At 69.0% G+C, this 22,489-nt stretch carries 22 protein-coding genes; 9 read left to right on the plus strand and 13 right to left on the minus strand.

The annotated features are described in order from the left end of the window. The first annotated feature begins 36 nt into the window (after positions 1–36). Entirely contained in the window at positions 37–966 is a 930-nt protein-coding gene (locus ACIQF0_RS16350; RefSeq protein WP_401030220.1) for a threonine/serine dehydratase, read from the plus strand. Beyond that, entirely contained in the window at positions 963–1,868 is a 906-nt protein-coding gene (locus tag ACIQF0_RS16355; RefSeq protein ID WP_401030222.1) for a threonine/serine dehydratase, read from the plus strand. Before ACIQF0_RS16350 ends, ACIQF0_RS16355 begins: the two co-directional genes overlap by 4 nt. On the opposite strand, the gene ACIQF0_RS16360 is transcribed toward ACIQF0_RS16355, so the two are convergent. Beyond that, entirely contained in the window at positions 1,842–3,269 is a 1,428-nt protein-coding gene (locus ACIQF0_RS16360) for an MFS transporter (protein WP_401030224.1), read from the minus strand. The genes ACIQF0_RS16355 and ACIQF0_RS16360 overlap by 27 nt on opposite strands. Before the next feature lie 29 nt (positions 3,270–3,298). Continuing rightward, positions 3,299–4,054: a GntR family transcriptional regulator gene (locus ACIQF0_RS16365; protein WP_030480591.1), complete on the minus strand. Its 756-nt coding sequence runs from the start codon at positions 4,052–4,054 to the stop codon at positions 3,299–3,301. A gap of 223 nt (positions 4,055–4,277) precedes the next feature. Here ACIQF0_RS16365 and ACIQF0_RS16370 point away from each other — a divergent pair, with 223 nt between their 5' ends. From ACIQF0_RS16370 to ACIQF0_RS16390, 5 genes are read left to right on the plus strand one after another with little or no spacing between them, the layout of a single operon-like run. Next, positions 4,278–5,552 (plus strand): extracellular solute-binding protein, encoded by a 1,275-nt coding sequence (locus ACIQF0_RS16370; protein WP_360048607.1) that lies wholly within the window; start codon positions 4,278–4,280, stop codon positions 5,550–5,552. Between the two features lie 10 nt (positions 5,553–5,562). Next, positions 5,563–6,561: a sugar ABC transporter permease gene (locus ACIQF0_RS16375; RefSeq protein ID WP_360048609.1), complete on the plus strand. Its 999-nt coding sequence runs from the start codon at positions 5,563–5,565 to the stop codon at positions 6,559–6,561. Beyond that, positions 6,561–7,379 carry a carbohydrate ABC transporter permease gene (locus ACIQF0_RS16380; protein ID WP_401030227.1) on the plus strand — a complete coding sequence of 273 codons (819 nt, stop codon included), beginning with the start codon at positions 6,561–6,563 and terminating at the stop codon, positions 7,377–7,379. Before ACIQF0_RS16375 ends, ACIQF0_RS16380 begins: the two co-directional genes overlap by 1 nt. A gap of 3 nt (positions 7,380–7,382) precedes the next feature. After that, positions 7,383–8,801 (plus strand): glycoside hydrolase family 3 protein, encoded by a 1,419-nt coding sequence (locus ACIQF0_RS16385; RefSeq protein ID WP_401030229.1) that lies wholly within the window; start codon positions 7,383–7,385, stop codon positions 8,799–8,801. Beyond that, complete coding sequence (locus ACIQF0_RS16390) at positions 8,798–9,835, plus strand: SIS domain-containing protein (RefSeq protein WP_360048615.1); 1,038 nt, start codon at positions 8,798–8,800, stop codon at positions 9,833–9,835. The genes ACIQF0_RS16385 and ACIQF0_RS16390 overlap by 4 nt, the downstream gene beginning before the upstream one ends. A 54-nt stretch (positions 9,836–9,889) precedes the next feature. Here ACIQF0_RS16390 and nagA read toward each other — a convergent pair whose 3' ends face one another. Next, the gene (gene nagA, locus ACIQF0_RS16395) at positions 9,890–11,089 is read right to left on the minus strand and encodes an N-acetylglucosamine-6-phosphate deacetylase (RefSeq protein WP_401030231.1); all 1,200 of its coding nucleotides are present in this window, start codon (positions 11,087–11,089) and stop codon (positions 9,890–9,892) included. Positions 11,090–11,278: 189 nt separating this feature from the next. Here nagA and ACIQF0_RS16400 point away from each other — a divergent pair, with 189 nt between their 5' ends. Beyond that, positions 11,279–11,953: a FadR/GntR family transcriptional regulator gene (locus ACIQF0_RS16400; RefSeq protein ID WP_319975898.1), complete on the plus strand. Its 675-nt coding sequence runs from the start codon at positions 11,279–11,281 to the stop codon at positions 11,951–11,953. Here ACIQF0_RS16400 and ACIQF0_RS16405 read toward each other — a convergent pair. Further along, entirely contained in the window at positions 11,939–12,793 is an 855-nt protein-coding gene (locus tag ACIQF0_RS16405) for a LysR substrate-binding domain-containing protein (protein WP_401030234.1), read from the minus strand. The genes ACIQF0_RS16400 and ACIQF0_RS16405 overlap by 15 nt on opposite strands. A gap of 95 nt (positions 12,794–12,888) precedes the next feature. On the opposite strand from ACIQF0_RS16405, the gene dapA reads away from it, so the two are divergent. Beyond that, positions 12,889–13,746 carry a 4-hydroxy-tetrahydrodipicolinate synthase gene (gene dapA / locus ACIQF0_RS16410; protein ID WP_360048619.1) on the plus strand — a complete coding sequence of 286 codons (858 nt, stop codon included), beginning with the start codon at positions 12,889–12,891 and terminating at the stop codon, positions 13,744–13,746. Here dapA and ACIQF0_RS16415 read toward each other — a convergent pair. The 9 genes from ACIQF0_RS16415 to ACIQF0_RS16455 are packed head-to-tail and all read right to left on the minus strand — an operon-like array spanning position 13,743 to position 22,281. Then, the gene (locus ACIQF0_RS16415) at positions 13,743–14,573 is read right to left on the minus strand and encodes an amidohydrolase family protein (RefSeq protein ID WP_401030236.1); all 831 of its coding nucleotides are present in this window, start codon (positions 14,571–14,573) and stop codon (positions 13,743–13,745) included. The two genes, dapA and ACIQF0_RS16415, sit on opposite strands and share 4 nt — an antisense overlap. Next, positions 14,570–15,526 carry an aldo/keto reductase gene (locus ACIQF0_RS16420; RefSeq protein ID WP_401030238.1) on the minus strand — a complete coding sequence of 319 codons (957 nt, stop codon included), beginning with the start codon at positions 15,524–15,526 and terminating at the stop codon, positions 14,570–14,572. Before ACIQF0_RS16420 ends, ACIQF0_RS16415 begins: the two co-directional genes overlap by 4 nt. Further along, complete coding sequence (locus ACIQF0_RS16425; protein WP_401030239.1) at positions 15,523–15,834, minus strand: L-rhamnose mutarotase; 312 nt, start codon at positions 15,832–15,834, stop codon at positions 15,523–15,525. Before ACIQF0_RS16425 ends, ACIQF0_RS16420 begins: the two co-directional genes overlap by 4 nt. 3 nt (positions 15,835–15,837) lie before the next feature. After that, complete coding sequence (locus ACIQF0_RS16430; protein WP_401030241.1) at positions 15,838–16,851, minus strand: ABC transporter permease; 1,014 nt, start codon at positions 16,849–16,851, stop codon at positions 15,838–15,840. After that, on the minus strand, positions 16,848–18,323 hold the full coding sequence (locus ACIQF0_RS16435) for a sugar ABC transporter ATP-binding protein (protein WP_401030243.1): 1,476 nt from the start codon (positions 18,321–18,323) through the stop codon (positions 16,848–16,850). Before ACIQF0_RS16435 ends, ACIQF0_RS16430 begins: the two co-directional genes overlap by 4 nt. Further along, positions 18,323–19,357 carry a sugar ABC transporter substrate-binding protein gene (locus ACIQF0_RS16440; RefSeq protein WP_401030245.1) on the minus strand — a complete coding sequence of 345 codons (1,035 nt, stop codon included), beginning with the start codon at positions 19,355–19,357 and terminating at the stop codon, positions 18,323–18,325. Before ACIQF0_RS16440 ends, ACIQF0_RS16435 begins: the two co-directional genes overlap by 1 nt. A 14-nt stretch (positions 19,358–19,371) precedes the next feature. Continuing rightward, a complete protein-coding gene (locus ACIQF0_RS16445) occupies positions 19,372–20,124 on the minus strand; it encodes an SDR family NAD(P)-dependent oxidoreductase (RefSeq protein WP_401030247.1) in 753 nt (250 codons plus the stop codon). Continuing rightward, positions 20,117–21,427, minus strand: coding sequence for an enolase C-terminal domain-like protein (locus ACIQF0_RS16450; RefSeq protein ID WP_401030249.1), 1,311 nt, complete (start codon positions 21,425–21,427; stop codon positions 20,117–20,119). Before ACIQF0_RS16450 ends, ACIQF0_RS16445 begins: the two co-directional genes overlap by 8 nt. Beyond that, positions 21,427–22,281 carry a fumarylacetoacetate hydrolase family protein gene (locus ACIQF0_RS16455; RefSeq protein WP_360048634.1) on the minus strand — a complete coding sequence of 285 codons (855 nt, stop codon included), beginning with the start codon at positions 22,279–22,281 and terminating at the stop codon, positions 21,427–21,429. The genes ACIQF0_RS16450 and ACIQF0_RS16455 overlap by 1 nt, the downstream gene beginning before the upstream one ends. Between the last annotated feature and the right edge of the window lie 208 nt (positions 22,282–22,489).

Raw genomic sequence — 22,489 nt, forward strand, 5'->3', positions numbered from 1 at the left:
CACCGGTTGTGCCCCGGTGACGTGCATCATCGACGCATGCGCCTGGTGACTCTCGAAGACGTCCACGCGGCCGCCGCCGCGATCGCCCCGCATGTCGTCCACACCCCGTTGCTGCCCTTCGACTCCGGCCTGTGGATCAAGCCCGAGTCGCTGCAGCCGATCGGTGCCTTCAAGCAACGCGGCGCGGTGAACGCGTTGTCCCGCATACCTTCCGAGGACCGGGCGCGCGGTGTCGTGGCGTATTCGAGCGGTAACCACGCGCAGGCGGTCGCCTACGCCGCCAAGATCCTGGGCATGCCGGCCGCGATCGTCGTGCCGAACAACACCCCGCAGATCAAGATCGACGCGACGCTCGCGCACGGCGCGGAGGTGTTCGTCGTCGGCATCACCGAACGCGAGTCGCGCGCCTACGAGCTCGTGGAGGAGCGGAAGGCGACGCTGATCCCGCCGTTCGACCACCCGGACGTGATCGCCGGCCAGGGCACGATCGGCCTGGAGATCTGCGCGGATCTTCCCGACGTGGCGACGGTCCTGGTGCCGGTGAGCGGCGGCGGACTGATCTCCGGCGTCGCGGCGGCGGTGAAGTCGTTGCGCCCCAACGTCCGCGTCATCGGTGTCGAGCCCGAACTGGCCGGCGACACCGCCGCGTCGTTCGCCGCCGGCGAGCTGGTCCGCTGGGACGCGCACGACCGCGCCCGCACCGTCGCGGACGGTCTGCGCGCCGAGGCCTCCGAGCTGACGTGGGCGCACATCCGCGAGTACGTCGACGACGTCGTGACGGTCTCCGAGGACGAGATCCGGGACGCGGTGAGGCAGATCGCCCGCCGCACGCGGGTCGTGTCCGAGACGAGCGGTGCCGTGGCCGTCGCCGCGTACCTGAACCGCGACCTGCCGGCCGGTCCGGCCGTCGCGATCGTCTCCGGCGGCAACATCGAGCCTGCCCTGCTCGCGTCGATCCTCGGATGATCGCGCTCCCAGAGATCCGTTCGGCGGCGGCGGTGATCGCCCCGCACGTGGTGCGCACGCCGTTGCTGCCGTTCGGTCCTGGATGGATCAAGCCGGAGAACCTGCAGCCGATCGGCGCGTTCAAACTCCGCGGCGCGCTGAACGCGTTGGCACGCCTGGAGAACCGCGCCAACGGCGTGGTGGCGTACTCCAGCGGCAACCACGCGCAGGCCGTGGCGTTCGCGGCACGCCTGCACGGCGTCCCGGCCGCGATCGTGATGCCGGACAACACCCCGGCGGTCAAGATCGAGGCCACGAAGGCGTTGGGGGCCGAGGTCTTCATCGTCGGCATCACCGAACGCGTCGAACGCGCGGAGGCCCTGGTCGCCGAACGCGGCGCGGCGCTGATCCCGCCGTTCGACCACCCCGACGTGATCGCCGGTCAGGGCACGATCGGCCTGGAGATCCTGGACGACCTGCCGGGCGTCGAGGCCGTCGTGGTGCCGATGTCCGGCGGCGGGCTGATCTCCGGCGTGGCCACGGCGATCAAGTCGCTGCGCCCGGACGTCCGGGTGATCGGCGCGGAACCCGAGCTGGCCGCCGACATCGCGGAATCACTCAAAACGGGCGAACTGGTGCGCTGGGACCCGCTGAAACGGGCTCAGACGGCCGCTGACGCGTTGAGGGACGAGCCCTCGGAACTCACCTGGGCCCACATCAGCAAGTACGTGGACGACGTGATCACGGTGTCGGAGGACGAGATCCTGAAAGCGGTGACCGACCTGGCCCGCCGGGCGCGGCTGATCGCGGAGCCGAGCGGGGCCGTCGCGGTGGCGGCCCAGGCCAAGCTCGGGGGTGGCGTCGCCATCGTGTCCGGCGGCAACGTCGACCCCGCGCTACTGGTGCGCCTTCTCGCCACCTGACCGGATGTGCGTCGGCGGGCCCTCCACGCCGCAGTGCAGGCACTCGCCGGGATGCGGGGCTTCGTGCTGCTCAGGGGCAGCGTCCAGCACCCGGTTGTCCACCCCGATCGCCAGCAGGCCGCCGATGATCGCCGCGCCCGCGCACAGCACGAGAGCCATCTGGAACCCGGAGGTCATGACGACCGGGTTCGTGTAGTCCTCGCCCATCAGACCGACCGCGGCGGGCAGCACGGCCATCGCGAGCAGGCTGCCGGTGCGGGCCACGGCGTTGTTCACGCCGGACGCGACACCCGCGTGGTGATCGGGCGCCGAGGCCAGCACGGTCGCCGTCACCGGGGCGACCACGGTCGCGAGCCCGACGCCGAACAGCACCACACCGGGCAGCACGCCGGTGACGTACGAGGCGCCGGGAACGGCGTTGCGCAGTAGCAACATGCCCAGGCCGACCAGGATCGGACCGGCGATCAACTGCACGCGCGGGCCGTAGCGCTGGGCGAGCTTCCCCGACGTCGAGGAGGCCAGCAGCATGATGATCGTGAGCGGCACGCTGGCCAGTCCGGACGCCGTCGGCGAATATCCGAGCGAGATCTGCAGTTGCAGCACGAGCAGCACCATCACGCCGCCGAGCGCCGCGTAGACCAGGAACGTCACGACGTTCGAGACCAGGAACGTCCGGTCGCGGAACAGCTCCGGCGGCACCAACGGGTCCGCGGACCGCTTCTGGACGAGCCCGAACGCGATCATCGCGGCCAGTCCCGCGGCCGCGAGCACGTACGACTGCTCGACGAGCCCGCCCGTCAGCAACGCCAGCCCGACCGCGCCGACCAGCGCGGACAGGTAGTTCGGGTGCCCGGCCGACTCGTCGCGCGACTCCGGCACGAACCGCAGCGCGAGGAACACGCAGAGCGCGGCCACCGGCAGGTTCACCAGGAACGCGAGCCGCCACGACCAGGCCTGCACCAGCAACCCGCCGACGAGCGGCCCGACGGCGGTCGCCACACCGGACAGCCCTGACCAGGCGCCGATCGCGCGGGAGCGGTCCTCCCGGTTGAACGACGACTGCAGGATCGCCAGCGCTCCCGGCGTCAGCAACGCCGCGCCCACGCCCTGCAGCACCCGTGCCGCGACCAGCACCGGAACGCTCCACGCGGCACCGCACAGCAGCGACGCCACGCCGAACCAGATCACGCCGATCACGTAGACCCGCCGCCGTCCGAACCTGTCGCCGAGGGACCCGGCGATCAGGATCAGCGAGGCCAGCGCGAGCAGGTACCCGTTCAGGATCCACTGCAGGTCGGTGACCGACGCGCTGAACTCCGCCCCGATCCGGGGCAACGCCACGTTGACGATCGTCCCGTCGAGCATGGCCATGCCCGAGCCGAGGATCGTCGTCGTCAACACCCAACGGGCTCGCGGCGTGCCCCAGGCGATCAAGACGGCCTGTTCAGCGTGGCGACGAACTTGTAGCGGTCACCGCGGTAGACCGATCGGACCCACTCGATCGGATTGCCCTCGGTGTCGAACGAGTGCCGGGACAGCAGCAGCATCGGCAGGCCGATGTCGGCGCCGAGCAGCTCTGCCTCTTCGGGCGAGGCGAGCGCGGTCTCGATCGTCTCCTCCGCGTGTCCCATCTCGACACCGAACCGCTCGGACAGCACCTGGTACAGCGACGCTCCCGGCGCCAGGTACCGGCGCAGCCCGCGGAAGCGGCCCAGCGCGAGGTGCGTCGTCTCGATCGCCATCGGCTCGTTGTCGGCGAGCCGCAGGCGGTGCAGACGCAGGACCTTCGCTCCCGGACGCACGCCCAGATACCGGGCGAGCTCCGCCTCGGCCGGCATCTCCGAAGCCTCGATCAGCTTCGACGACGGCACGCGGCCCTGGGCCCGCATGTCCTCTGTGTACGAAGACAGCTGCAACCTCTGGGCGACTTTGGGTTCCGCCGCAAAGGTGCCCTTGCCCTGCACACGGAGCAGGCGGCCTTCCACCGTCAGCTCGGCAAGAGCCTGGCGAACGGTCGTCCTGGAAACGTCGAACTCCGCGGCCAGCGACCGTTCCGTGGGGATCGGCGAACCGGGCGGCAACGCCCTCAACAGGTCGAGCAGGTGCCGCTTGAGACCCCAGTACTTGGGTTCGCGTTGCGCCCGCGTCCTGGCGTCCACGCCTGATGCAGGCGTCGTCTCCAGCATGGCCTCCTCCTCGCACTCCATGTCAAGCATCACAAGGATGCCTTGTCCGTGTCGATTCGTGCGTCCGAACCCCCGACATCCGCCCCGAAATTCGTCCGATGACTTCGCAACGTCTTGGCAACGCGCTTGACAGACGCGGTGACGCAGCACACGCTGTTCCGCATTGGTCTACACCACTTGGACGTTCCGGCCGAGTGCCGGGCTTGGTGAAAGGGCGCGAACTGTGAAGGGCTGGAGAGGACTCGCTGTCGGTGCCGCCGCACTGGCAGTGGCCGTGTCAGGCTGTGGCACGAGCACGAACAGCGGTAGCACCACGGAGACCAAAGAGATCACCGTGTGGCTCATGGACGGCTCCGCGCCGACGACCCTGACCGACGCCTTGAACAAGGAGTTCGAGCAGGCGAACGGGATCAAGGTCAAGTACGAGGTCCAGAAGTGGACCGGCATCCAGGAGAAGCTGACCACGGCGCTGGCCAGCAGCACCCCGCCGGACGTCATCGAGCTCGGCAACACCCAGACGGCGAGCTTCGCCGACCAGGGCACGCTGGCCGACGTGACGGCGGACGCCGGTCAGTTCAACGGTGGTGAGTGGCTGGGCGGTCTGAAGGACTCCCTGACGCTCAACGGCAAGCAGTACGGCGTTCCGTTCTACGCCGCGAACCGCACCGTGATCTACCGCACCGACCTGCTGCAGGCCGCCGGCGTGGCGAAGCCGCCGACGTCGCGTGCCGAGTGGATCGACGCGATCAACAAGCTCAAGGCCGCGAACGCGTCCAACCCGGACTTCCAGGCGCTGTACCTGCCCGGTCAGTCCTGGTACTTCCTCCTGTCGCTGATCTGGGACGAGGGCGGCGACATCGCCAAGCTCGACAACGGCAAGTGGACGGGCACCCTCGACACGCCGCAGGCGAAGGCGGGCTTCGAGGCCTACAAGGCCCTCTACGACGCGTCGGCCACCAAGAAGGTCCCGGCTGACATCGACGAGGCGAAGCCCCAGCAGATGGAGGTCTTCGGCACGGGCAACGTGGGCATGATGGTCGGCCTCCCGTGGGAGCTCGGCGGCGCCGTGAAGGCGAAGCCGGACCTGGCGGACAAGACCTCGGCGTTCCCGATCCCGTCCAAGAAGGCCGGTGCGGCTGCCCCGGTGTTCCTCGGCGGCTCGAACCTCGCGATCCCGGCGTCCAGCAAGAACGCCGCGGCCGCGAAGAAGTACCTGTCGCTGCTGTCCTCCAAGAACTACCAGGACCAGCTCGCCGCGGGCGGCGCTGTCCCCGGTACCTCGAAGGACACCTCGAAGCTCGCCAGCAACGCGATCGGCAAGGCCATGGCGGACTCGTCCCCCAACGGCAAGGTCACCCCGGTGACGCCGAAGTGGGCGGCCGTCGAGGCGGGCCAGAACCCGCTGAAGGACGCGCTGACCGCGTACCTCACCGGTGCCAAGTCGCTGGACCAGGCAACGAAGGACGCGAGCGACGCCATCACCAAGGCCATGGCCTAGCCAAGCTGAGATGACGGCCGTCAAAACGACCGAAACGGCAGCGCCGGCAGGGGACATCCCTCCGGCGCTGCCGCCTGCCGCGACGGGTGGGGCGCACAAGCGCCGCCGCCGGGGCAGTGCCTTCGACCGGGCGCTGCCCTACCTGCTGCTCGCTCCCGCTCTCATCGCGATCCTCTGGCTGATCGGCTGGCCGGTCGTCTCCGTCTTCGTGACGAGCTTCCGCCAGCTGAACCTCGGCGAGCTGGTCCGCGGTGAGATCGTGTGGACGGGCATCGACAACTACGTGACGGTCCTTCAGGACGAACGGTTCTGGACCGTCTCGCTGCGGACCGTCGTGTTCACCGTCGCCGTCGTCGGCGCCTCGGTGGGCATGGGCCTCGGGATCGCGCTGCTGATGCGCGTGCTGACGCCGTGGGTGCGGATCGCCCTGCAGATCGCGATGCTCTGCGCCTGGGCCATGCCGATCCTGGCGTCCACCACGGTCTACCAGTGGATGTTCGACCAGAACTACGGAATTTTGAACAAAACGCTGGTGCAGCTGGGTTTCGACTCGTTCGCCGGCTACTCCTGGTTCTCCTCAGGAACGTCGACGCTGTCCGTCGTCGGCCTGCTGATCATCTGGCAGGCGATCCCCTTCCTCGCCTTCTCGCTCTACGCAGGGCTCGTCGGCATTCCTCGTGACCTCTACGAGGCGGCGGGCATCGACGGCGCCACGGGCTGGCAGACGTTCCGCGCGGTGACGTGGCCGGAGATCCGGTCGCTGCTGATGATGGTGACGTTCCTGTCGACGTTGTGGGACTTCAAGGTCTTCGCCCAGATCTGGGTGTTCCGCGAGGGCGGTCCCAGCGGTGAGAGCACGACGCTGCCGGTGTTGCAGTACCTGGAGGGCATCGCGAAGAGCCACTTCGGCGTCGCGGCCGCGATCTCCGTGCTGATGATGGTCATCCTCGGCCTGATCACGTTCCAGTACCTGCGCAAGCTGCTGCAGACCGAGGAGGGCAAGATCTGATGCTCAAGAAGTCTGCGGCGAACGTCACGGGTCTCGTGCTCGCGTTGTTCTTCATCTTCCCGACGTACTGGATGGTCACGTCGGCGATGAAGCCCAAGGGCACGACGATCACGTCGGACTACGACCTGGTCCCGTTCTCGGTGACGTTCTCCAACTTCGTCACGGCGTGGACCAAGCCGGGCTTCCTGTCCTCGCTCGGCAACAGCCTCCTGGTGACGCTGACCGCGGTCGTCGCCGCGATCGTCATCGGCATCACCGCTGCGGTCGCCATGTCGCGCTTCGCGTTCCGCGGCCGCAAGAGCTTCGTGCTGCTGATGCTGGTCGCGCAGATGGCACCGTTCGAGGCGTTGCTGATCCCGATGTTCCTGATGATGCGGGACCTCGGGCTCTACGAGCACCTCTCGTCGCTGATCCTCGTGTACTTCGCGGTGACGCTGCCGTTCTGCGCGTGGACGTTGCGCGGGTTCGTCAACGGCATCCCCGCGGAGCTCGAAGAGGCCGCGATGGTCGACGGCTGCGGCCGTTGGGGTGCGTTCCAGAAGGTGACTCTGCCTTTGCTGGGACCGGGTCTCGTCGCGACGTCGGTGTTCGCGTTCATCACCGCGTGGAACGAGTTCCTGTTCGCCAAGGTCCTGATCCGCAGCCAGGACAGCGAGACGCTGCCGGTGTGGCTGTCCGGTTTCCAGACCGCGTTCGGCACCGACTGGGGTGGCGCGATGGCCGCGTCCGTCCTGTTCACCGTGCCCGCGCTGGTGTTCTTCCTGATCGTGCAACGCAAGATGGTCGCCGGCGTCACCGCCGGTGCAGTGAAGGGATGACGCGTGGATCAGTTGGCCGCTGCCGTTCTGCTTCCCGGTTTTCACGGAACGACCGCCCCCGACTGGTTGCTGCGGCGGGTCGCTGACGGCCTCGGCGGCGTTGTGCTCTTCGGGCGCAACGTCGTCGACGACGCCCAGGTGACCGAGCTCTGCGGCGAACTGCGTGCGGTGCGCCCGGACGTGGTGATCGGCATCGACGAGGAGGGCGGCGACGTCACGCGTCTCGACGCGGGTCGCGGCTCCGAGGTGCCGGGCAACCACGCGCTGGGCGCGGCGGACGACGTCGACCTCACGCGTTCGGTGGCCGCGTCCATCGGTTCGCGGCTGGCGAAGTGCGGGATCTCGCTGAACCTCGCGCCGTCCGCGGACCTGGTGCTGACGCTGGACGACCCGATCATCGGCGTCCGCGCGTTCGGCTCGGACCCGGTGCTCGCCGCGCGGCACGTCGCCGCGTGGGTCGAGGGACTGCAGGCCGTGGGCGTTGCCGCCTGTGCCAAGCACTTCCCCGGCCACGGAGCGTCCACTGAGGACTCTCACGAGCAGCTCCCGGTGCTTCCCCGCACCGAGGAACAACTGCGGGCCGTCGAGCTCGTGCCGTTCCAGGCGGCCGTGCGCGCGGGCGTCCGCTCGATCATGACCGGCCACCTGGTGATCCCCGAGTGGGGTCCGGCGCCGGTGACGCTGAACAAGCACGCCATCGACCTGCTGCGCACCGAACTCGGGTTCACCGGCGCGGTGATCACCGACGGCCTGGACATGAAGGCGGTCGGCGGCGATCTCGCCGTGGGCGCCGTCCGTGCGCTGGCCGCCGGCGTGGACTCGTTGTGCCTGGGCGGCATGGCCCTGGACGACGACGACCTCCAGTGGCTGATCGAGTCGATCGTCGCGGCGGTCAAGAACGGCGAACTGGCGGAGGACCGCCTGGCCCAGGCCGCGGCCCGGTCGCTGGCACTGGGTCAGCCCCCGTCGACCATCGACGCCCACGACGCCGAGATCGGTCTCGTCGCCGCCCGGCGCGCCGTCGAGGTGCGCGGCCGGGTCGAGGTCGGTGCGAACCCGGTCGTCGTGGACCTGGTCGTGGACTCGTCGATCGCGGTCGGCGACGTGCCGTGGGGCCTCGGTCCCTACCTGCGTGAGGTGCTGCCGGACGCCGAAGTGATCGCCGTGCGCGACATCTCGGCGGACGAAGTTGCGAAAACCGCAGGTGACCGGACGATTGTGGTCGTGACCCGCGACGCCCACCGGCACACCAGCGCTCGACAACTGGTAACAAACTTAACTAATCTGGGCAAGGACGTGGTGCACGTGGAAACCGGTGTGCCTGGTCCAGACCTGGGCAGCGTCGCCCGCATCGACACCCACGGCGGTTCTCGGGTGAGCCTCCGAGCCGCGGCCGAGCTGATCCTGAAAGGCACGACATGACCACGCCAGGCCAGCACATGGCAGCGGAGATCGCCGAGCAACCGTCGATCTTCTCGTCCCTCCACGCAGCCCGGTCGACGTTCGCCGAGGTGGCGGCCGTGATCCGCGAGCGCGCACCGCGCTTCGTGCTCTTCGCGGCCCGCGGTTCCAGCGACCACGCGGCGATCTACGCGAAGTACCTGACCGAGATCCTGCTCCAGCTCCCCGCGGGCCTGGTGTCGGCGTCGACCACGACGCTGTACGGCGCCGAGCCGGACCTCCGCGACGTCCTGCTGATCACGGTCTCCCAGTCCGGCGGCTCCCCCGACCTGCTGGAGGTCACCGCCTCCTACCGCAGGCGCGGCGCCCTGACCGTGGCCGTGACGAACACCGCCTCCTCGCCCCTGAACGCGGCCGCCGAACTCTCGGTGGACGTCTCGGCGGGCGTGGAGCACGCGGTGGCGGCCACGAAGACCTACTCGGCCACGCTGCTCGCGCTGTACCTGCTGATCGACGCCATCCGGGGCGGCAACGGCGAGGCCGCGGCCAACCTCGGCGAACTGGCGCAGGTGACGCTGGACCAGTCGGCCCCGACCGTCGACGAGGCGGTCCGCCGCTACCGGTTCGTGGAGCGAGTTCTCACCACCGGCCGCGGCTACTCCTACGCGACGGCGCTGGAGGCTTCGCTGAAGCTGGCGGAGACGTCGTACCTGGCGGCCCGCGCCTACAGCGGCGCCGACCTCCTGCACGGCCCGGTCGCGGCCGTCGACGGCGAGACCGCGGTCCTAGCCATCACCTCGCTGGGCAAGGGCGGCGACTCGCTGCGCGACGCCCTCGACGTGGTGCACCAGCGCGGCGCGGACGTCGTGGCCGTCGGTTCCGCCTCGGAGAAGGTGGGGGCGACCCTGTCCATCTCCATCCCGGAGACGCCGGAGGAAGTGGCTCCGGTGCTGGAGATCCTCCCCGTGCAGCGGCTGGCCTACGGCCTCGCGCTCGCCCGCGGCGGCGACCCGGACAGCCCGCGCGGCCTGAACAAGGTCACGCGCACCCGTTAGGCACCAGCGAAAAGGGCCCCCGCTCACGGTGAGCGGGGGCCATTTTCGTTGGTGTTACTGCCCTGCGGTGGCGTACCCGGCGACGACCGGCGCGACGGGCACAGCGGCGTCGAACACGACCCGCCCGTCGACCCAGACCTTCTTCGGCCGAAGGTCGTCGTCCCACCACACCAGGTCCGCGACGGCACCCGGTGCGAGGCGGCCGAGACCGGACTCGCCGATCACCTCGGCCGGCACGATCGTCGCCGAGGCGAGAGCGTCGGCGACCGGCACTCCCACGGAGACGATGTTGCGGACGGCGCGGTCCAGCGTGAGCGCCGAGCCCGCGATCGTGCCCTCCGGCGAACGCGGCACGCCGTCCTCGGTGAGCAGCACGTCCGCACCACCGAGGTGGTAGCGGCCGGGCGGCATCCCCGCGGCGGCGACGGCGTCCGTGACCAGCGCGACTCGTGCCCCGGCGGCGTTGAACACGAGCCGGCACACGTCCGGACCCACGTGGGCGAGGTCCGCGATGAGCCCGAGGGTGAAGCGTTCGTCGACCAGGGCCACGCCGGGCACACCGGGTTCGCGGTGTCCGAGCGGGCGCTGGGCGTTGAACAGGTGCGTCACCATGCGGGCACCCGCGTCGGCGGCGGCCCTGGTCTGCTCACCGGTGGCGTCGGAATGGCCCACCGCGACCAGGACCCCGGCCTCGGCGAGCCGGCGAACGGCCTCGAGACCTCCTGGCTGTTCCGGCGCCATGGTCACCATGCGCAACGCACGGCGAATCAGTTCGTCGTCCAGAAGCGCCGAGATCTGGGCGGGCCCAGGCTCGACCATGAACGACGGGTCGTGCACCCCGGCCCGTTTCGGCGACAGAAACGGCCCTTCCAGGTGCACGCCGAGCGGCCTGGCCCCGACCCCGTCCGGCAACGCCGCCGAAGCGGCCAGAACGGCACGAGCCTGCCTCAGGACCACGTCGACCGGTGCGGTGATCAACGTGGGCAAGAACCGGGTCACACCGGTGGACGGCAGAGCTTCGGCCACGGAACGCATTCCGGCGGCGTCCACCTCGGCGAAGTCGACGCCGACGGCGCCGTTCACCTGCACGTCGACCAGGCCCGGTGTCAGCAGGCCGTCGGACAGGACCTCCGCGCCGGGTGGTGCTTCACCGGTGGTCACCTCGACGATGCGGCCGTCCCTGATCCGCACCGAGGCAGGACCGACGATCGTGCGACCGAGCAATGCGCGCGGTGCTGCGACAACGGCGTCCAAGATCCCTCCTTGAATGGTCCAGACCATTATGGCGACAACAGGGGTTCCCGTCACGTGTCGTTAAGAGATAACCATCTTACATAAGACCTGGTTAATGACCGCCGGAAATGCCGGGATGCGCCGAAGATGACCATCTGTGGCGCATACTGGTCCCCAGACATCCGAGGTCTACGACGAGTTGAGGGTGCCGTGGCAGTCACTGACGATGCGATCCTGCGCGTCAAGGAGATGATCGTTTCGGGCGAGCTGAAGCCCGGCGATCGGCTCCCGCGTGAGGCTGACCTGGCAGAACGTCTCGGTCTGTCGCGCAACTCGCTGCGCGAGGCCGTCAAGGCACTGTCACTCGTCCGGGTGTTGGACGTCCGTCAGGGCGACGGCACGTACGTCTCTTCACTCCGCGCGGACGACCTGCTCGGCGCGCTCTCGTTCGTGCTCGATCTGCACCGGGGCGAAGATTCGGTCCTGGAAGTTCTTCAGGTTCGGCGCATTCTCGAGCCCGCGGCCGCCGCGATGGCCGCCCAGCGCATCGACCCGGACGAGGTCGTCAAGCTCCGCGCCCTCTGCGACGCGGCCGAAGGCGCCAAGTCCGTGGAGGAACTGGTCGAGCACGACCTCGACTTCCACCGCGCCATCGCCCACTGCTCCGGCAACGCCTACCTGGCCCAACTCCTCGACACGCTGGCAGGCCCGACGGTCCGCGTCCGCATCTGGCGCGGCATCACCCAGTCGAACGCCGTCGACCGCACGGTCGCCGAGCACCGCGCCATCGTCGACGCGCTGGCCGCTCACCAGCCAGAACTCGCACGCAGCTGGTCCACGGTGCACGTGGCCGGCGTCGAGCAGTGGTTGTCAGACCTGGCGTAGCTGCTCCAGCACCGCACGCACCGCGGGCTGTCCATCGGCCCTGCTCCGCACCACGGCGGACACGGTCCGGAACACCTCCTGCTTCAACGGCCGCAACGCCACCCCGGGCCGTCGTGCCACGGACGGCACCAGCGCCACCCCCAGGCCGGCCTCGACCAGCCCGCACATCACCCCGAAGTCGTCGCAGTAGGCCTGCGCCCGCGGCACGAACCCGGCGGCGCCACAGGCCCGTTGGGTCAGCTCGTGGCAGGAGGCGTCGGTGCGCGGCATGATCCACGGCCGGTCGGCCAGCCCGGCGAGATCCACGGAATCCTGCTGCACCAACGGATCGTTCAACGGCAGCGCCACGTTCACGGGCTCCACGAACAGCTCGTGCGACTCGGTGGACGTGGGCAGGGACCGCGGCATGATGTTGTACGAGTGGATCACCGCGATGTCGATGTCCCCGCGCCGCAACGCGGGCAGCGACGCCTCCGGTTCCATCTCGTGCACGAAAAGCTCCACATCGGACCCGTGCGCCGACCTCAGCACCTGGATCACACGCGGCAGCAAGGCAGCGACGGACACGAACGCCCCAACGCGCACCACCCCGGACACGGACGTGCGCAACGAGGCCAGGTCCGCCTCGGCAGCGGCGAGCTGATCCAGAACGAGCTGCGTGTGAGCCGCCAGCACGTGCCCGGCGCGGGTCAGCGCCAGCCGCCGCCCATCCCGTTCGACCAGGGCCACCCCGGCCTCGCGTTCCAGCGCGGCGAGCTGCTGGGACACGGCGGGCGAGGTCACGTGGAGCGCCTCCGCGGCGGCCGTGACCGTGCCGTGGACCGACAGAGCGTGGAGCAAGCGGAGCCTTCGCACATCCAACACAAAGCTCAGCTTAACGTTCCAAGCAGAACTTCTAACTGGAACTTTGCGAAGACTAGAGCCACGCTGGAGTCATGTTCGGACGAGTGCTCGTAGCGATGGTCACCCCGTTCACCCCCGACGGTGACCTGGACCTCAAGGGTGCGCAGGAGCTGGCGGCGCACCTCGTCGACAAGGGCGGGGCGGACGGGCTGGTCGTCAATGGCACGACCGGCGAGGCGCCCACCACCACCGATGCCGAGAAGGCGCAGATCATCAGGGCCGTGAAGGAGGCCGTCGGCGACCGGACGCAGATCCTCGCGGGCGTCGGCACCAACTCCACGCGCCACACCATCGAACTCTCCCGCAGCGCCGAGGAGAACGGCGCGGACGGCCTGCTGGTCGTGACGCCGTACTACAGCAAGCCCACGCAGGAAGGCGTCGAGAACCACTTCCGCGCGGTCGCCGACGCGTCCGGCGTCCCGGCGCTGCTCTACGACATCCCCGGCCGCACCGGCACCGCGATCGAGACCGAGACGCTGCTGCGGCTCTCCGAGCACCCGCGGATCGTCGGCGTGAAGGACTGCAAGGTCGACCTGCTCGCCACGGCCCGCGTCATCGCCGAGACCGGCCTCGACTTCTACTCCGGCAACGACGAGCTGATCCTGCCGCTGTACTCGATCGGCGGCGTCGGCACGGTCAGCACCGTCGGCCACGTCGTCGGCAACGAGATCAAGGCGATGCTCGACGCCTACGACGAGGGCGACAACAAGGAAGCCCTGCGCCGCCACCAGGCGTTGTTGCCGGTGATCACCGCGATCATGACCCGCGAGCCCGGTGCCGTCGCCGTCAAGGCCGCGCTCAACCTGCTCGGACTCCCGGCCGGCCCGGTCCGCGAACCGCTCGCCGAGGCCACGCCGAAGCTGATCAACGAGCTGAAGGCGCTGTTCTAGAGGGCGTAGACCCGGCGGGCAGTGCCCTCGAAGATCGAGGCCTGCTCGCCGGGCGACAGTTCAGCGGTCAACTCCCGAGCAGCACCGAGCCACTCGTCGTAGGTCGCCGCCAGCAGGCACACCGGCCAGTCCGAGCCGAACATCAGCCGCTCAGGCCCGAACGCGTCCAGCACGACCTCGAAGTACGGCCGCAGGTCCGCGACGCTCCACGACTTCCAGTCGGCCTCGGTGACCAGCCCGGACAGCTTGCACGTCACGTTCTCGTGCGCCGCCAGCGACCGCACCAGCTCGGCCCACTCCCCCGGATCCGTGCCGATCGCGGGCTTCGAGCAGTGGTCCACCACGAACCGGACCTGCGGCAACGCCGCCACGGTCCGTCGTGCGGCCGGCAGCTGGTGCGGCAACGTCAGCAGTTCGTAGACCAGCTCGTGTGCCCCCACCTGCGCAAGCCCGTGCCACACGTCCTTGCGGCACAACCACTCCGGGTCCGGCTCGCCCTGCACTTGGTGCCGGATCCCGCGCAGCCACGAGCCATCAGGCCCTTCCACCAACTCGGTCAGCGCATCACCGACGGCCGCCGAGGTCAGATCGGTCCAGCCCACCACCGCGCCGACGATGTCCGACGACGCCGCCACAGCCAGGAACTCCGGCGTCTCCTCCGGCACGCACACCGTCTGCACCAGCACGGATGTCGACACGTCCGGTGCCGCGGCGACGAAGTCGGGTTCCAGGAACGACCGCCGGATCGCGCCCATCGGCGGATCGGTGATCCAGTCCTGGTCCCGGACCGAGAGATCCCACAGGTGGTGGTGAGCGTCGACGATCACGGCGTCGGAACCTCCGCGTCCAGCAGTCCCAACGACTTCAGTTCCTCCCACAGCCCGGCGGGAATCGAAGCCGAGAAGTACGCCGCGTTCGACGTCATCTGCGAGGCGTTGCGAGACCCGATCACGACCGACACCACGGCGGGATGACCGAGGGCGAACTGGATCGCCACCTCGGGCAACGTCACTCCGTGCCGCTCACAGACGGAAGCGATCGCCCGAGCCCGCGCGACCAGCTCAGCAGGCGCGTCCTCGTAGTTGTACTTCGCGTCCTCGGCCACCACGGGCTTCGACAGCAGCCCGGAGTTGAACACCCCGCACGCCACCACCGAGACACCGCGCTCGACGCACGCGGGCAGGAACGACGGCAGCGCGGGCTGCTCCAGCAACGAGTACCGCCCGGCCAGCATCACCACGTCGATGTCGGTCTCGCGGACGAACCGCTCCGGCATCTCCCACTGGTTCATGCCGACGCCGATGGCGCCCACGACCCCTTGCGACCGCAGCTCTTCCAGCGCCGGATAGGCCTCACCGAAAGCCACGTCCCAGTAGTCGTCGGGATCGTGGATGTAGACGATCTCCACCCGGTCGGTCCCGAGACGCTCCAAAGAGGACTCCAGAGACCGCTTCACCCCGTCAGCCGAGTAGTCCCGAATCCGCCGGAACGTCCGCGGCACCGCGAAACCCTCGTCGTCGAACCCGACCCCGTCCGAAGGTTCCAGCACCCGCCCGATCTTCGTGGAGATCACGTACTCGTCGCGCGGCCGCCCGGCCAGCCCGAGGCCGAGCCGCCGTTCCGACAGCCCGAGCCCGTAGTGCGGCGCGGTGTCGAAGTACCGGACACCGGACTGCCACGCCGCCTCCACCGCGCCCAGGGCCTCCTCGTCCGGAATCTCCCGGTAGAGGTTGCCGATCGGCGCGCCGCCGAAGCCCAGACGAGAAACAGCAACCTTCACGGCAGCTCCCACACGAGTCGCACATCGGGTTCGGCGCCGGAGTAGTCGTCCTCGACCTCCAGCAGTTCGGCCATCTGAGCCTGCCACGGAACGTTGGCGGGGTGCTCAGCGAGAAACGCCCTCATCGCACGGTAGTCATCGACCTCGACGAGGTGGAACAGCTCGCGCCCAGAACGCCAGATCCGCCACGAATGCACCCCGGCCTCGCGCAACGCCCCATCCAGTTCCAGCGGAATGGACGCGTGGACGCGGTCGTAGTCGGCCTCGCGCCCCTCGCGCAGCCGGGTGTGCAACGCAACGGTCTCCAACGCTCACTCCTGCTTCTGGCCGGTGGCGAACCGCGTCACGATCAACGCCAGGATGATCACCGCACCGTACGAGGCCTTGATGTAGAAGCCGGACACGCCCTGCAACCGCAGGATCTGCTCCACGAGCCCCAGCATCAGCACGCCGGACAACGCACCGAACAGCGTGCCCTTGCCGCCGTTCAGCGAGATCCCGCCGATCACCGCCGCCGCGAAGACCTGGAAGATCATGCCCTCGCCCTGGGTGGCGGCGACGGACCCGAGGCGCCCGGTCATCAGGATGCCCGCGATCACGGCCAGCACCGAACCGATGATCAGCACGGTCCACACGACCCGATCGACCCGGATGCCGGCCGCACGGGCGGCCTCCGAGTTGCCGCCGATCGCGTACAGCGAACGCCCGGCGCGCAGGTACTTCAGCACGAAGATGCCCGCCGCGTAACAGACGATGCAGATCCACACCGCCGCCGGCAGCCCCACCCAGGTCGTGGAACCCAGGTACAGGAACGACTCCGGCACGTCGATCAGCGACTTGCCCTCGGTGATCGCGAGCTGCAGACCGCGCAGCATCGTCAGCATGCCCAGGGTCACCATGAACCCGGACAACCCGACCTTCAGGATCAGGAACCCGTTCAGGCCACCGATCGCGACGCCGATCAGGATGCACAACGGCAACGCGAGCCACGCGGCCAGACCGACGTCCAGCCCACCGGCCGACGACGGGATGATCAACGCGACCGCGAGTGCGGGGGCGAGACCGACCGTCGACTCCAGCGACAGGTCCATCTTGCCGACGATCAGGATCATCGCCTGCCCCAGCACCAGCAACGACAGCTCGCTCTGCTGGGTCAGCACGGCGATCAGGTTGTTCGGCGTCAGGAAGATCGGCGAGAGGATCGCCCCGATGATCAGCAAGATGATGATCACCGGGACCAGCGCGAGGTCCTGGTAGCGCGCCAGCCGGAACCTCTGCTTCTCGGGCGCGGGTGCCGCGACCGGCGGAGTCATGGCCTTGGTCATTCCGAGCTCATTCCTTCAATCGCAGAGATGAGTTCCTGATCGCGCCAGCCGCGGGCGAACTCCCGCACGACCTGGCCGTGGAACAGCACCAGAACACGGTCGCAGACCCGCAGGTCGTCGAGTTCGTCCGAGACGACGATCGCGGCCTTGCCCCGGCGCGCCTGCGCGTCGACGACCCCGAGCAGCGACTCCTTGGACTTCACGTCGACACCCGCGGTCGGGTTGATCAGCACCAGCACGGACGGGTCGCCTGCCAGCGCACGCGCCATCACGACCTTCTGCTGGTTGCCGCCGGACAGGTCCGAGACCGGCTGGTCCGGGCCCGCGGCCTTGACGTCGTACGAGGCGATCGCGGTCGAACCCGCGGACCGCTGCGCCGACGGCCACACGAACGACCCCGCCGTGCTCATCGTCGCGTTCTCCGCGATCGACAGGTCCAGCACGAGCCCCTGGTGGTGCCGATCCCGTGGCACACAGCCGATTCCAGCCTTCAAAGCAGCCGGAACATCGCCGCCGCGCACCGACGCACCGTCCACCGAGATCGAGCCGGCGGACGGCTTGCGCAGCCCGTAGACCGTTTCGGCGAACTCGTGCTTGCCCGACGACGCACTGCCCGCGAGCCCGATGACCTCGCCACGGGTGGCCGCGAGCGATATGTCCGAGAAGTGGTCCCCGCTCAGCGAAGACACGGACAGCACGAGATCGGCAGAAGACGGCCGGTCGTCGCCGCTGGGCACGTTGAGCCCGCCGACCTCACCGGTCATCGCCTCGATCAGGTCGGGCTTCGACATCTCGGCCACCGGAGCGGTGACGATGTGCCGCGCGTCGCGGTAGACCGTCACCGTCTGGCAGACCTCGTAGACCTCCTGCAGGTGGTGGGAGATGAACAGGAACGTCACCCCCTTGTCCTGCAACGACCTCATCCGGTCGAACAGCCGCTCGATCGCCGGACCGTCGAGCTGCGCGGTCGGCTCGTCGAGGATCACGAACCGCGAGCCGATCGACAGCGCCCGCGCGATCTCGACCAGTTGCCGCTGTTCGACGGTCAGCGTGGACACCAACGAGTCCGGGTCGACCGCCACTTCGTAGGTCTCGAGCAGCGACGAAGCCTCGCGCCGCAGCCTCTTCCAGCTGATCAGCCCGCCGCCGAGGTCCTGCCGGTTGATGAACAGGTTCTCGGCGACCGACAGCTCCGGCACGACCGTCGACTTCTGGTACACGCACGCGACATGCCGGCGCCAGGCCGAACTGTCGGCGACGGGCGGCGCGGGTTCGCCGAAGAAGCTGACCTCGCCCGCGTCCGGCGTCTGCATGCCGGTGAGGACCGAGACCAACGTCGACTTGCCCGCGCCGTTGCGACCGACGAGCGCGTGCGACTCACCGGCCCGGATCTCGATGCCCACGTCGTCCAACGCGAGCGTCTGTCCGAACCTCTTCGTCACGCCACGCGCGACAGCTGCGTACTCGCTCATCAGATCTGGTTGCCCCAGAACGCCTTGTCGTCGACGTTCTCCTTGGTGATCAGCGGTGCCGGGAGCTGGTCCTCCAGGCGGCCGCCGCCGGTGTCGACGATGGTGGAGTCGTGGTCGGTCTTGCCGGGCTGGAACGTCTTGCCCTCGACCGCGGCCTTCGCGTAGAAGAGCGCCCACTGCGCGTAGAGGTCGGCCGGCTGCGAGACGGTCGCGTCGATCTCGCCCTTGCGGATCGCCTCCAGCTCCTGCGGGATGCCGTCGTTGGAGACGATGAAGATGTGCTTCGGGTCGGTCGGCGGCACGATCAGGTTCTTCTGCCGCAACACCTGCAGCGTCGGCGTGAGGAACGCGCCACCGGCCTGCATGTAGATGCCGTTGATGTCGGGGTGCTGGTTGAGCCTGGTCTGCAGGGCCGCGGACGCCTTCGGGCCCTCCCAGTCGGTCGGCTCCTCGAACACCGTGATGCCGGGGTAGTTCTGCTTCATGCAGGCGGCGAACGCCTCGGAACGGTCGCGGCCGTTGACCGACGCCAGCGCGCCCTGGAACTCGACGACCTTGCCCTTGCCCCCGAGCTTGTCGCCGAGGAACTTGCAGGCCTTCTCGCCGTACGCCTTGTTGTCCGCGCGCACGACCATGTAGGTCTTGCCCTTGTCGGGACGGGTGTCGACGGTGACGACGGGGATGTTCGCCTTCTCCAGCCGGTCCAAAGTGGACGCGATGGCGCCGGTGTCCTGCGGTGCCATGATGATCGCCTTGGCGCCCTGCGACTGCAGCGACTGGGCGTTGGCGACCAGGTTCTCGACCTTGTTCTGGGAGTTGGTCGGGTTCAGCAGATTGACGCCGAGGTCCTTGGCCTTCTCCGGGAAGTACTTGATGTAGGAGTTCCAGAAGTCGGTGTCGGCCCGCGGGTGGTCGGCACCGATCGGGCCGACGCCACTGGCACCGGTGCCGGTGGCACCGCCGCCGCACGCGGGCAGTGTCAGTGCACCGGCGAGCGCGAGGCACACCGCGGCGGTGAGGTTGCGACGCTTCATCGTTGAATTGCCTTTCATGACTGCTTGGGACGCAAGCGCAGGCCATACATGCCACCGTCGACCGCGAGGATCGTGCCGGCGGTGGACCCCGACAGCGGGCTCGCCAGGTAGGCGATGGCTCCCGCGACCTCATCAGCGGAGACGAGCCGGCCGTGCGGCTGGCGTGCCTCCAACGCGGCTCGTTCGGCTGCCGGGTCCGGCGCCGAGTCGAGCAGACGGCCCACCCACGGGGTGTCCGCCGTGCCGGGGGCGACCGCGTTGACGCGAATGCCTTCGCGCACGTGGTCGGCGGCCATCGCGAGCGTCAGCGAGTACACCGCGCCCTTGCTGGCCGAGTAGAGAGCACGCTGCGGGAGCCCGGCCCAGGCAGCGATGGAGCAGGTGTTGACGATCGCCGCGGACGGCGACTTCTTGAGGTGCGGCAACGCGGCCCGCGACACGCGGACCATGCCGAGCACGTTGACGTTGAGCACTTTGAGCCACTCGTCGTCGGAGTTGGCCGCCACGTCGCCCTGCGACCCGATGCCCGCGTTGTTCACAACGACGTCGAGCCGTCCGAACCGCTCGACGACCTCGTCGATGGCGGCCTTCACGCTCTCGTCGTCCGACACGTCCGCGCGGATCCCGACCAGCGGGTCCTTCACGTCCGGGTTGAGGTCCAGCGCGACCGCGGTCGCACCGCGCGAGGCGAGCAGTTCCGCCGTCGCGAGCCCGATGCCGGACGCGCCGCCCGTGACGACGGCGACAAGTCCTTCGAAGTCAGTCATCCTCAGCCTCCAGTGCCGTCCACACAGGACCCTCGGGGTAGACGTAGTCGGCCAGCGTCTCGTCCTTGAGCTGTGCGGAGAACCCTGGCGCGGCGGGTGCCAGGTAGCGGCCGTTCTCGACGACGGCCGGGTCCAGGAAGTGCTCGTGCAGGTGGTCGACCCACTCGATCACGCGCTCGCCGACCTCGCCGGACACGGCGACGTAGTCGAAGAACGACAGGTGCCGCACCAGTTCGCACAGGCCGACACCGCCGGCGTGCGGGCACACCGGGATGTCGAACTTCCTGGCCAGCAACAGGATCGCGATGTTCTCGTTGACGCCCGCGACCCGGCACGCGTCGAGCTGCAGCACGTCGATCGCGCCGGCCTGGAGCAGCTGCTTGAAGATCACCCGGTTCTGCACGTGCTCGCCGGTGGCGATCCTGATCGGGGCCAGCGCGTCGGCGATCGCGCGGTGCGCCAGCACGTCGTCCGGGGAGGTGGGCTCCTCGATCCAGTACGGGTTGAACGGCGCGAGCTCACGCATCCAGCGCACGGCCGTGTCGACGTCCCAGCGCTGGTTCGCGTCCACGGCCACCCGGACGTCGTCGCCGACGACCTCGCGGGCGAGCTTCATCCGGCGGACGTCGTCGTCGAGGCTGCCGCCGACCTTGAGCTTGATCATGTCGAAGCCGTCGGCGAGGGCCTGGCGGGCGAGTCCGGCGAGCTTCTCGTCGGAGTAGCCGAGCCAGCCGGGTGACGTCGTGTAGGCCGGATATCCGTCGCGGGCGATGGTCTCCGCGCGTTCAGCCTTGCCGTGCTCGACCTTGCGCAGGATCTGCAACGCCTCGTCGGGCGTCAGCGCGTCGCTCAGGTACCGGAAGTCCACGAGGCTGACGATCTCCTCGGGCGTCATCTGCGCGAGGAACCGCCAGACCGGCAGTCCGGCACGACGGGCCGCGAGGTCCCAGGCCGCGTTGACGACGGCGCCGATCGCCATGTGCGCGACGCCCTTCTCGGGGCCGAGCCAGCGGATCTGCGAGTCGCCGATGAGCTCGAAGTACAGCTCTGCCAGCGCTTTCGCGTTCTCCGGCACGTCCTTGCCGACGATGTGCGGAGCGAGCGCCCTGATGCCGGCGGCCTGCACGTCGTTGCCGCGGCCGATGGTGAACGCGAGCCCGTGGCCCTCGGGTCCGTCGTCGGTCCGCAGCACCACGTACGCGGCGCTGTAGTCCGGGTCCGGGTTCATCGCGTCGGAGCCGTCGAGCTCGCGCGACGTCGGGAACCGGATGTCGAGGACGTCCAGTGCGGTGATCTTGGGCATCACGCCTGCCCGAGGATCTGCCGCTGCCTGCCGAGGCCTTCGATCTCCAGCTCGACCACGTCACCGGCGCGCAGGTACGGCTTCGGCTCCGGCTGGCCGAGCGCGACACCAGCGGGTGTACCCGTGTTGATGACGTCACCCGGACGAAGGACAAGGAACTGGCTGAGGTAGCGGACGATCTCCGCCACCGGGAAGATCATGTTCTTGGTGGACGAGTTCTGCTTGATCTCGCCGTTCACCCAGAGCCGCATCTCCAGGCTCTGCGGGTCGGCGATCTCGTCGGCGGGCACGAGGAAGGGGCCGAGCGGGTTGAACGTCTCGCAGTTCTTGCCCTTGTCCCACGTCCCGCCGCGCTCGATCTGGAACTCCCGCTCGGACACGTCGTGCGAGAGCACGTACGCGCCGACGCACGCCAGAGCGTCCTCTTCGGACTCGAGGTAGCGAGCGGTGCGGCCGATGACGACGCCGAGTTCGACCTCCCAGTCGGTCTTCACGGACCGGCGGGGCACGAGCACCTCGTCGTACGGGCCCACGATCGTGTCGGGCGTCTTGAGGAACATCACCGGCTCGCCCGGGATGTCCGCGCCGGTCTCCTCCGCGTGGTCGCGGTAGTTGAGGCCGATGCAGATGACCTTGCCCGGATGCGCGAGCGGCGGCCCGACGCGCACGTCCTCGGTGCTCAGCGCACCCAGCTCACCGGCTTCGAGTGCGGCTCGCACCCGCGCCACGCCGTCGTTCGCGAGGAACGCCCCGTCGATGTCCGGGGTGATCGGCAGGAGGTCGTATGTGGTCCCGTCGTCGGTCCTGACTGCAGGACGTTCGGCGCCGACCGGCCCCAGGCGCAAGAACTGCACGGCCGTTCCTCCTCTGCTCACACCCTACGAAATACATCGGATGTATAGCCCTGCGAGGTCGCCTTCGTCTAGGGCCCAGCGTGAAGTCGTCCGATGAATAGGAGAGGTTGATCATGAATCTGGCGACCGCGTCGCTCCTGGTGGGCGCACTGCTCGCGCCATCCGGCCCAACCGAGCCTGTAACCGTTTTCGTGGAGCTGACCTCGAC

The sequence above is a fragment of the Lentzea sp. NPDC092896 genome (assembly GCF_044754905.1).
Lineage (GTDB): Bacteria > Actinomycetota > Actinomycetes > Mycobacteriales > Pseudonocardiaceae > Lentzea.

What these genes read in the sequence shown, in the direction of transcription:
- ACIQF0_RS16375 (WP_360048609.1), top strand. Translation starts at nt 5,563, where the DNA reads ATGACGGCCGTCAAAACGACCGAAACGGCAGCGCCGGCAGGGGACATC.
- ACIQF0_RS16365 (WP_030480591.1), bottom strand. Translation starts at nt 4,054, where the DNA reads ATGCTGGAGACGACGCCTGCATCAGGCGTGGACGCCAGGACGCGGGCG.
- ACIQF0_RS16440 (WP_401030245.1), bottom strand. Translation starts at nt 19,357, where the DNA reads ATGAAGCGTCGCAACCTCACCGCCGCGGTGTGCCTCGCGCTCGCCGGT.
- ACIQF0_RS16380 (WP_401030227.1), top strand. Translation starts at nt 6,561, where the DNA reads ATGCTCAAGAAGTCTGCGGCGAACGTCACGGGTCTCGTGCTCGCGTTG.
- ACIQF0_RS16435 (WP_401030243.1), bottom strand. Translation starts at nt 18,323, where the DNA reads ATGAGCGAGTACGCAGCTGTCGCGCGTGGCGTGACGAAGAGGTTCGGA.
- ACIQF0_RS16350 (WP_401030220.1), top strand. Translation starts at nt 37, where the DNA reads ATGCGCCTGGTGACTCTCGAAGACGTCCACGCGGCCGCCGCCGCGATC.
- ACIQF0_RS16430 (WP_401030241.1), bottom strand. Translation starts at nt 16,851, where the DNA reads ATGACCAAGGCCATGACTCCGCCGGTCGCGGCACCCGCGCCCGAGAAG.
- ACIQF0_RS16355 (WP_401030222.1), top strand. Translation starts at nt 963, where the DNA reads ATGATCGCGCTCCCAGAGATCCGTTCGGCGGCGGCGGTGATCGCCCCG.
- ACIQF0_RS16445 (WP_401030247.1), bottom strand. Translation starts at nt 20,124, where the DNA reads ATGACTGACTTCGAAGGACTTGTCGCCGTCGTCACGGGCGGCGCGTCC.
- dapA (WP_360048619.1), top strand. Translation starts at nt 12,889, where the DNA reads ATGTTCGGACGAGTGCTCGTAGCGATGGTCACCCCGTTCACCCCCGAC.
- ACIQF0_RS16390 (WP_360048615.1), top strand. Translation starts at nt 8,798, where the DNA reads ATGACCACGCCAGGCCAGCACATGGCAGCGGAGATCGCCGAGCAACCG.
- ACIQF0_RS16450 (WP_401030249.1), bottom strand. Translation starts at nt 21,427, where the DNA reads ATGCCCAAGATCACCGCACTGGACGTCCTCGACATCCGGTTCCCGACG.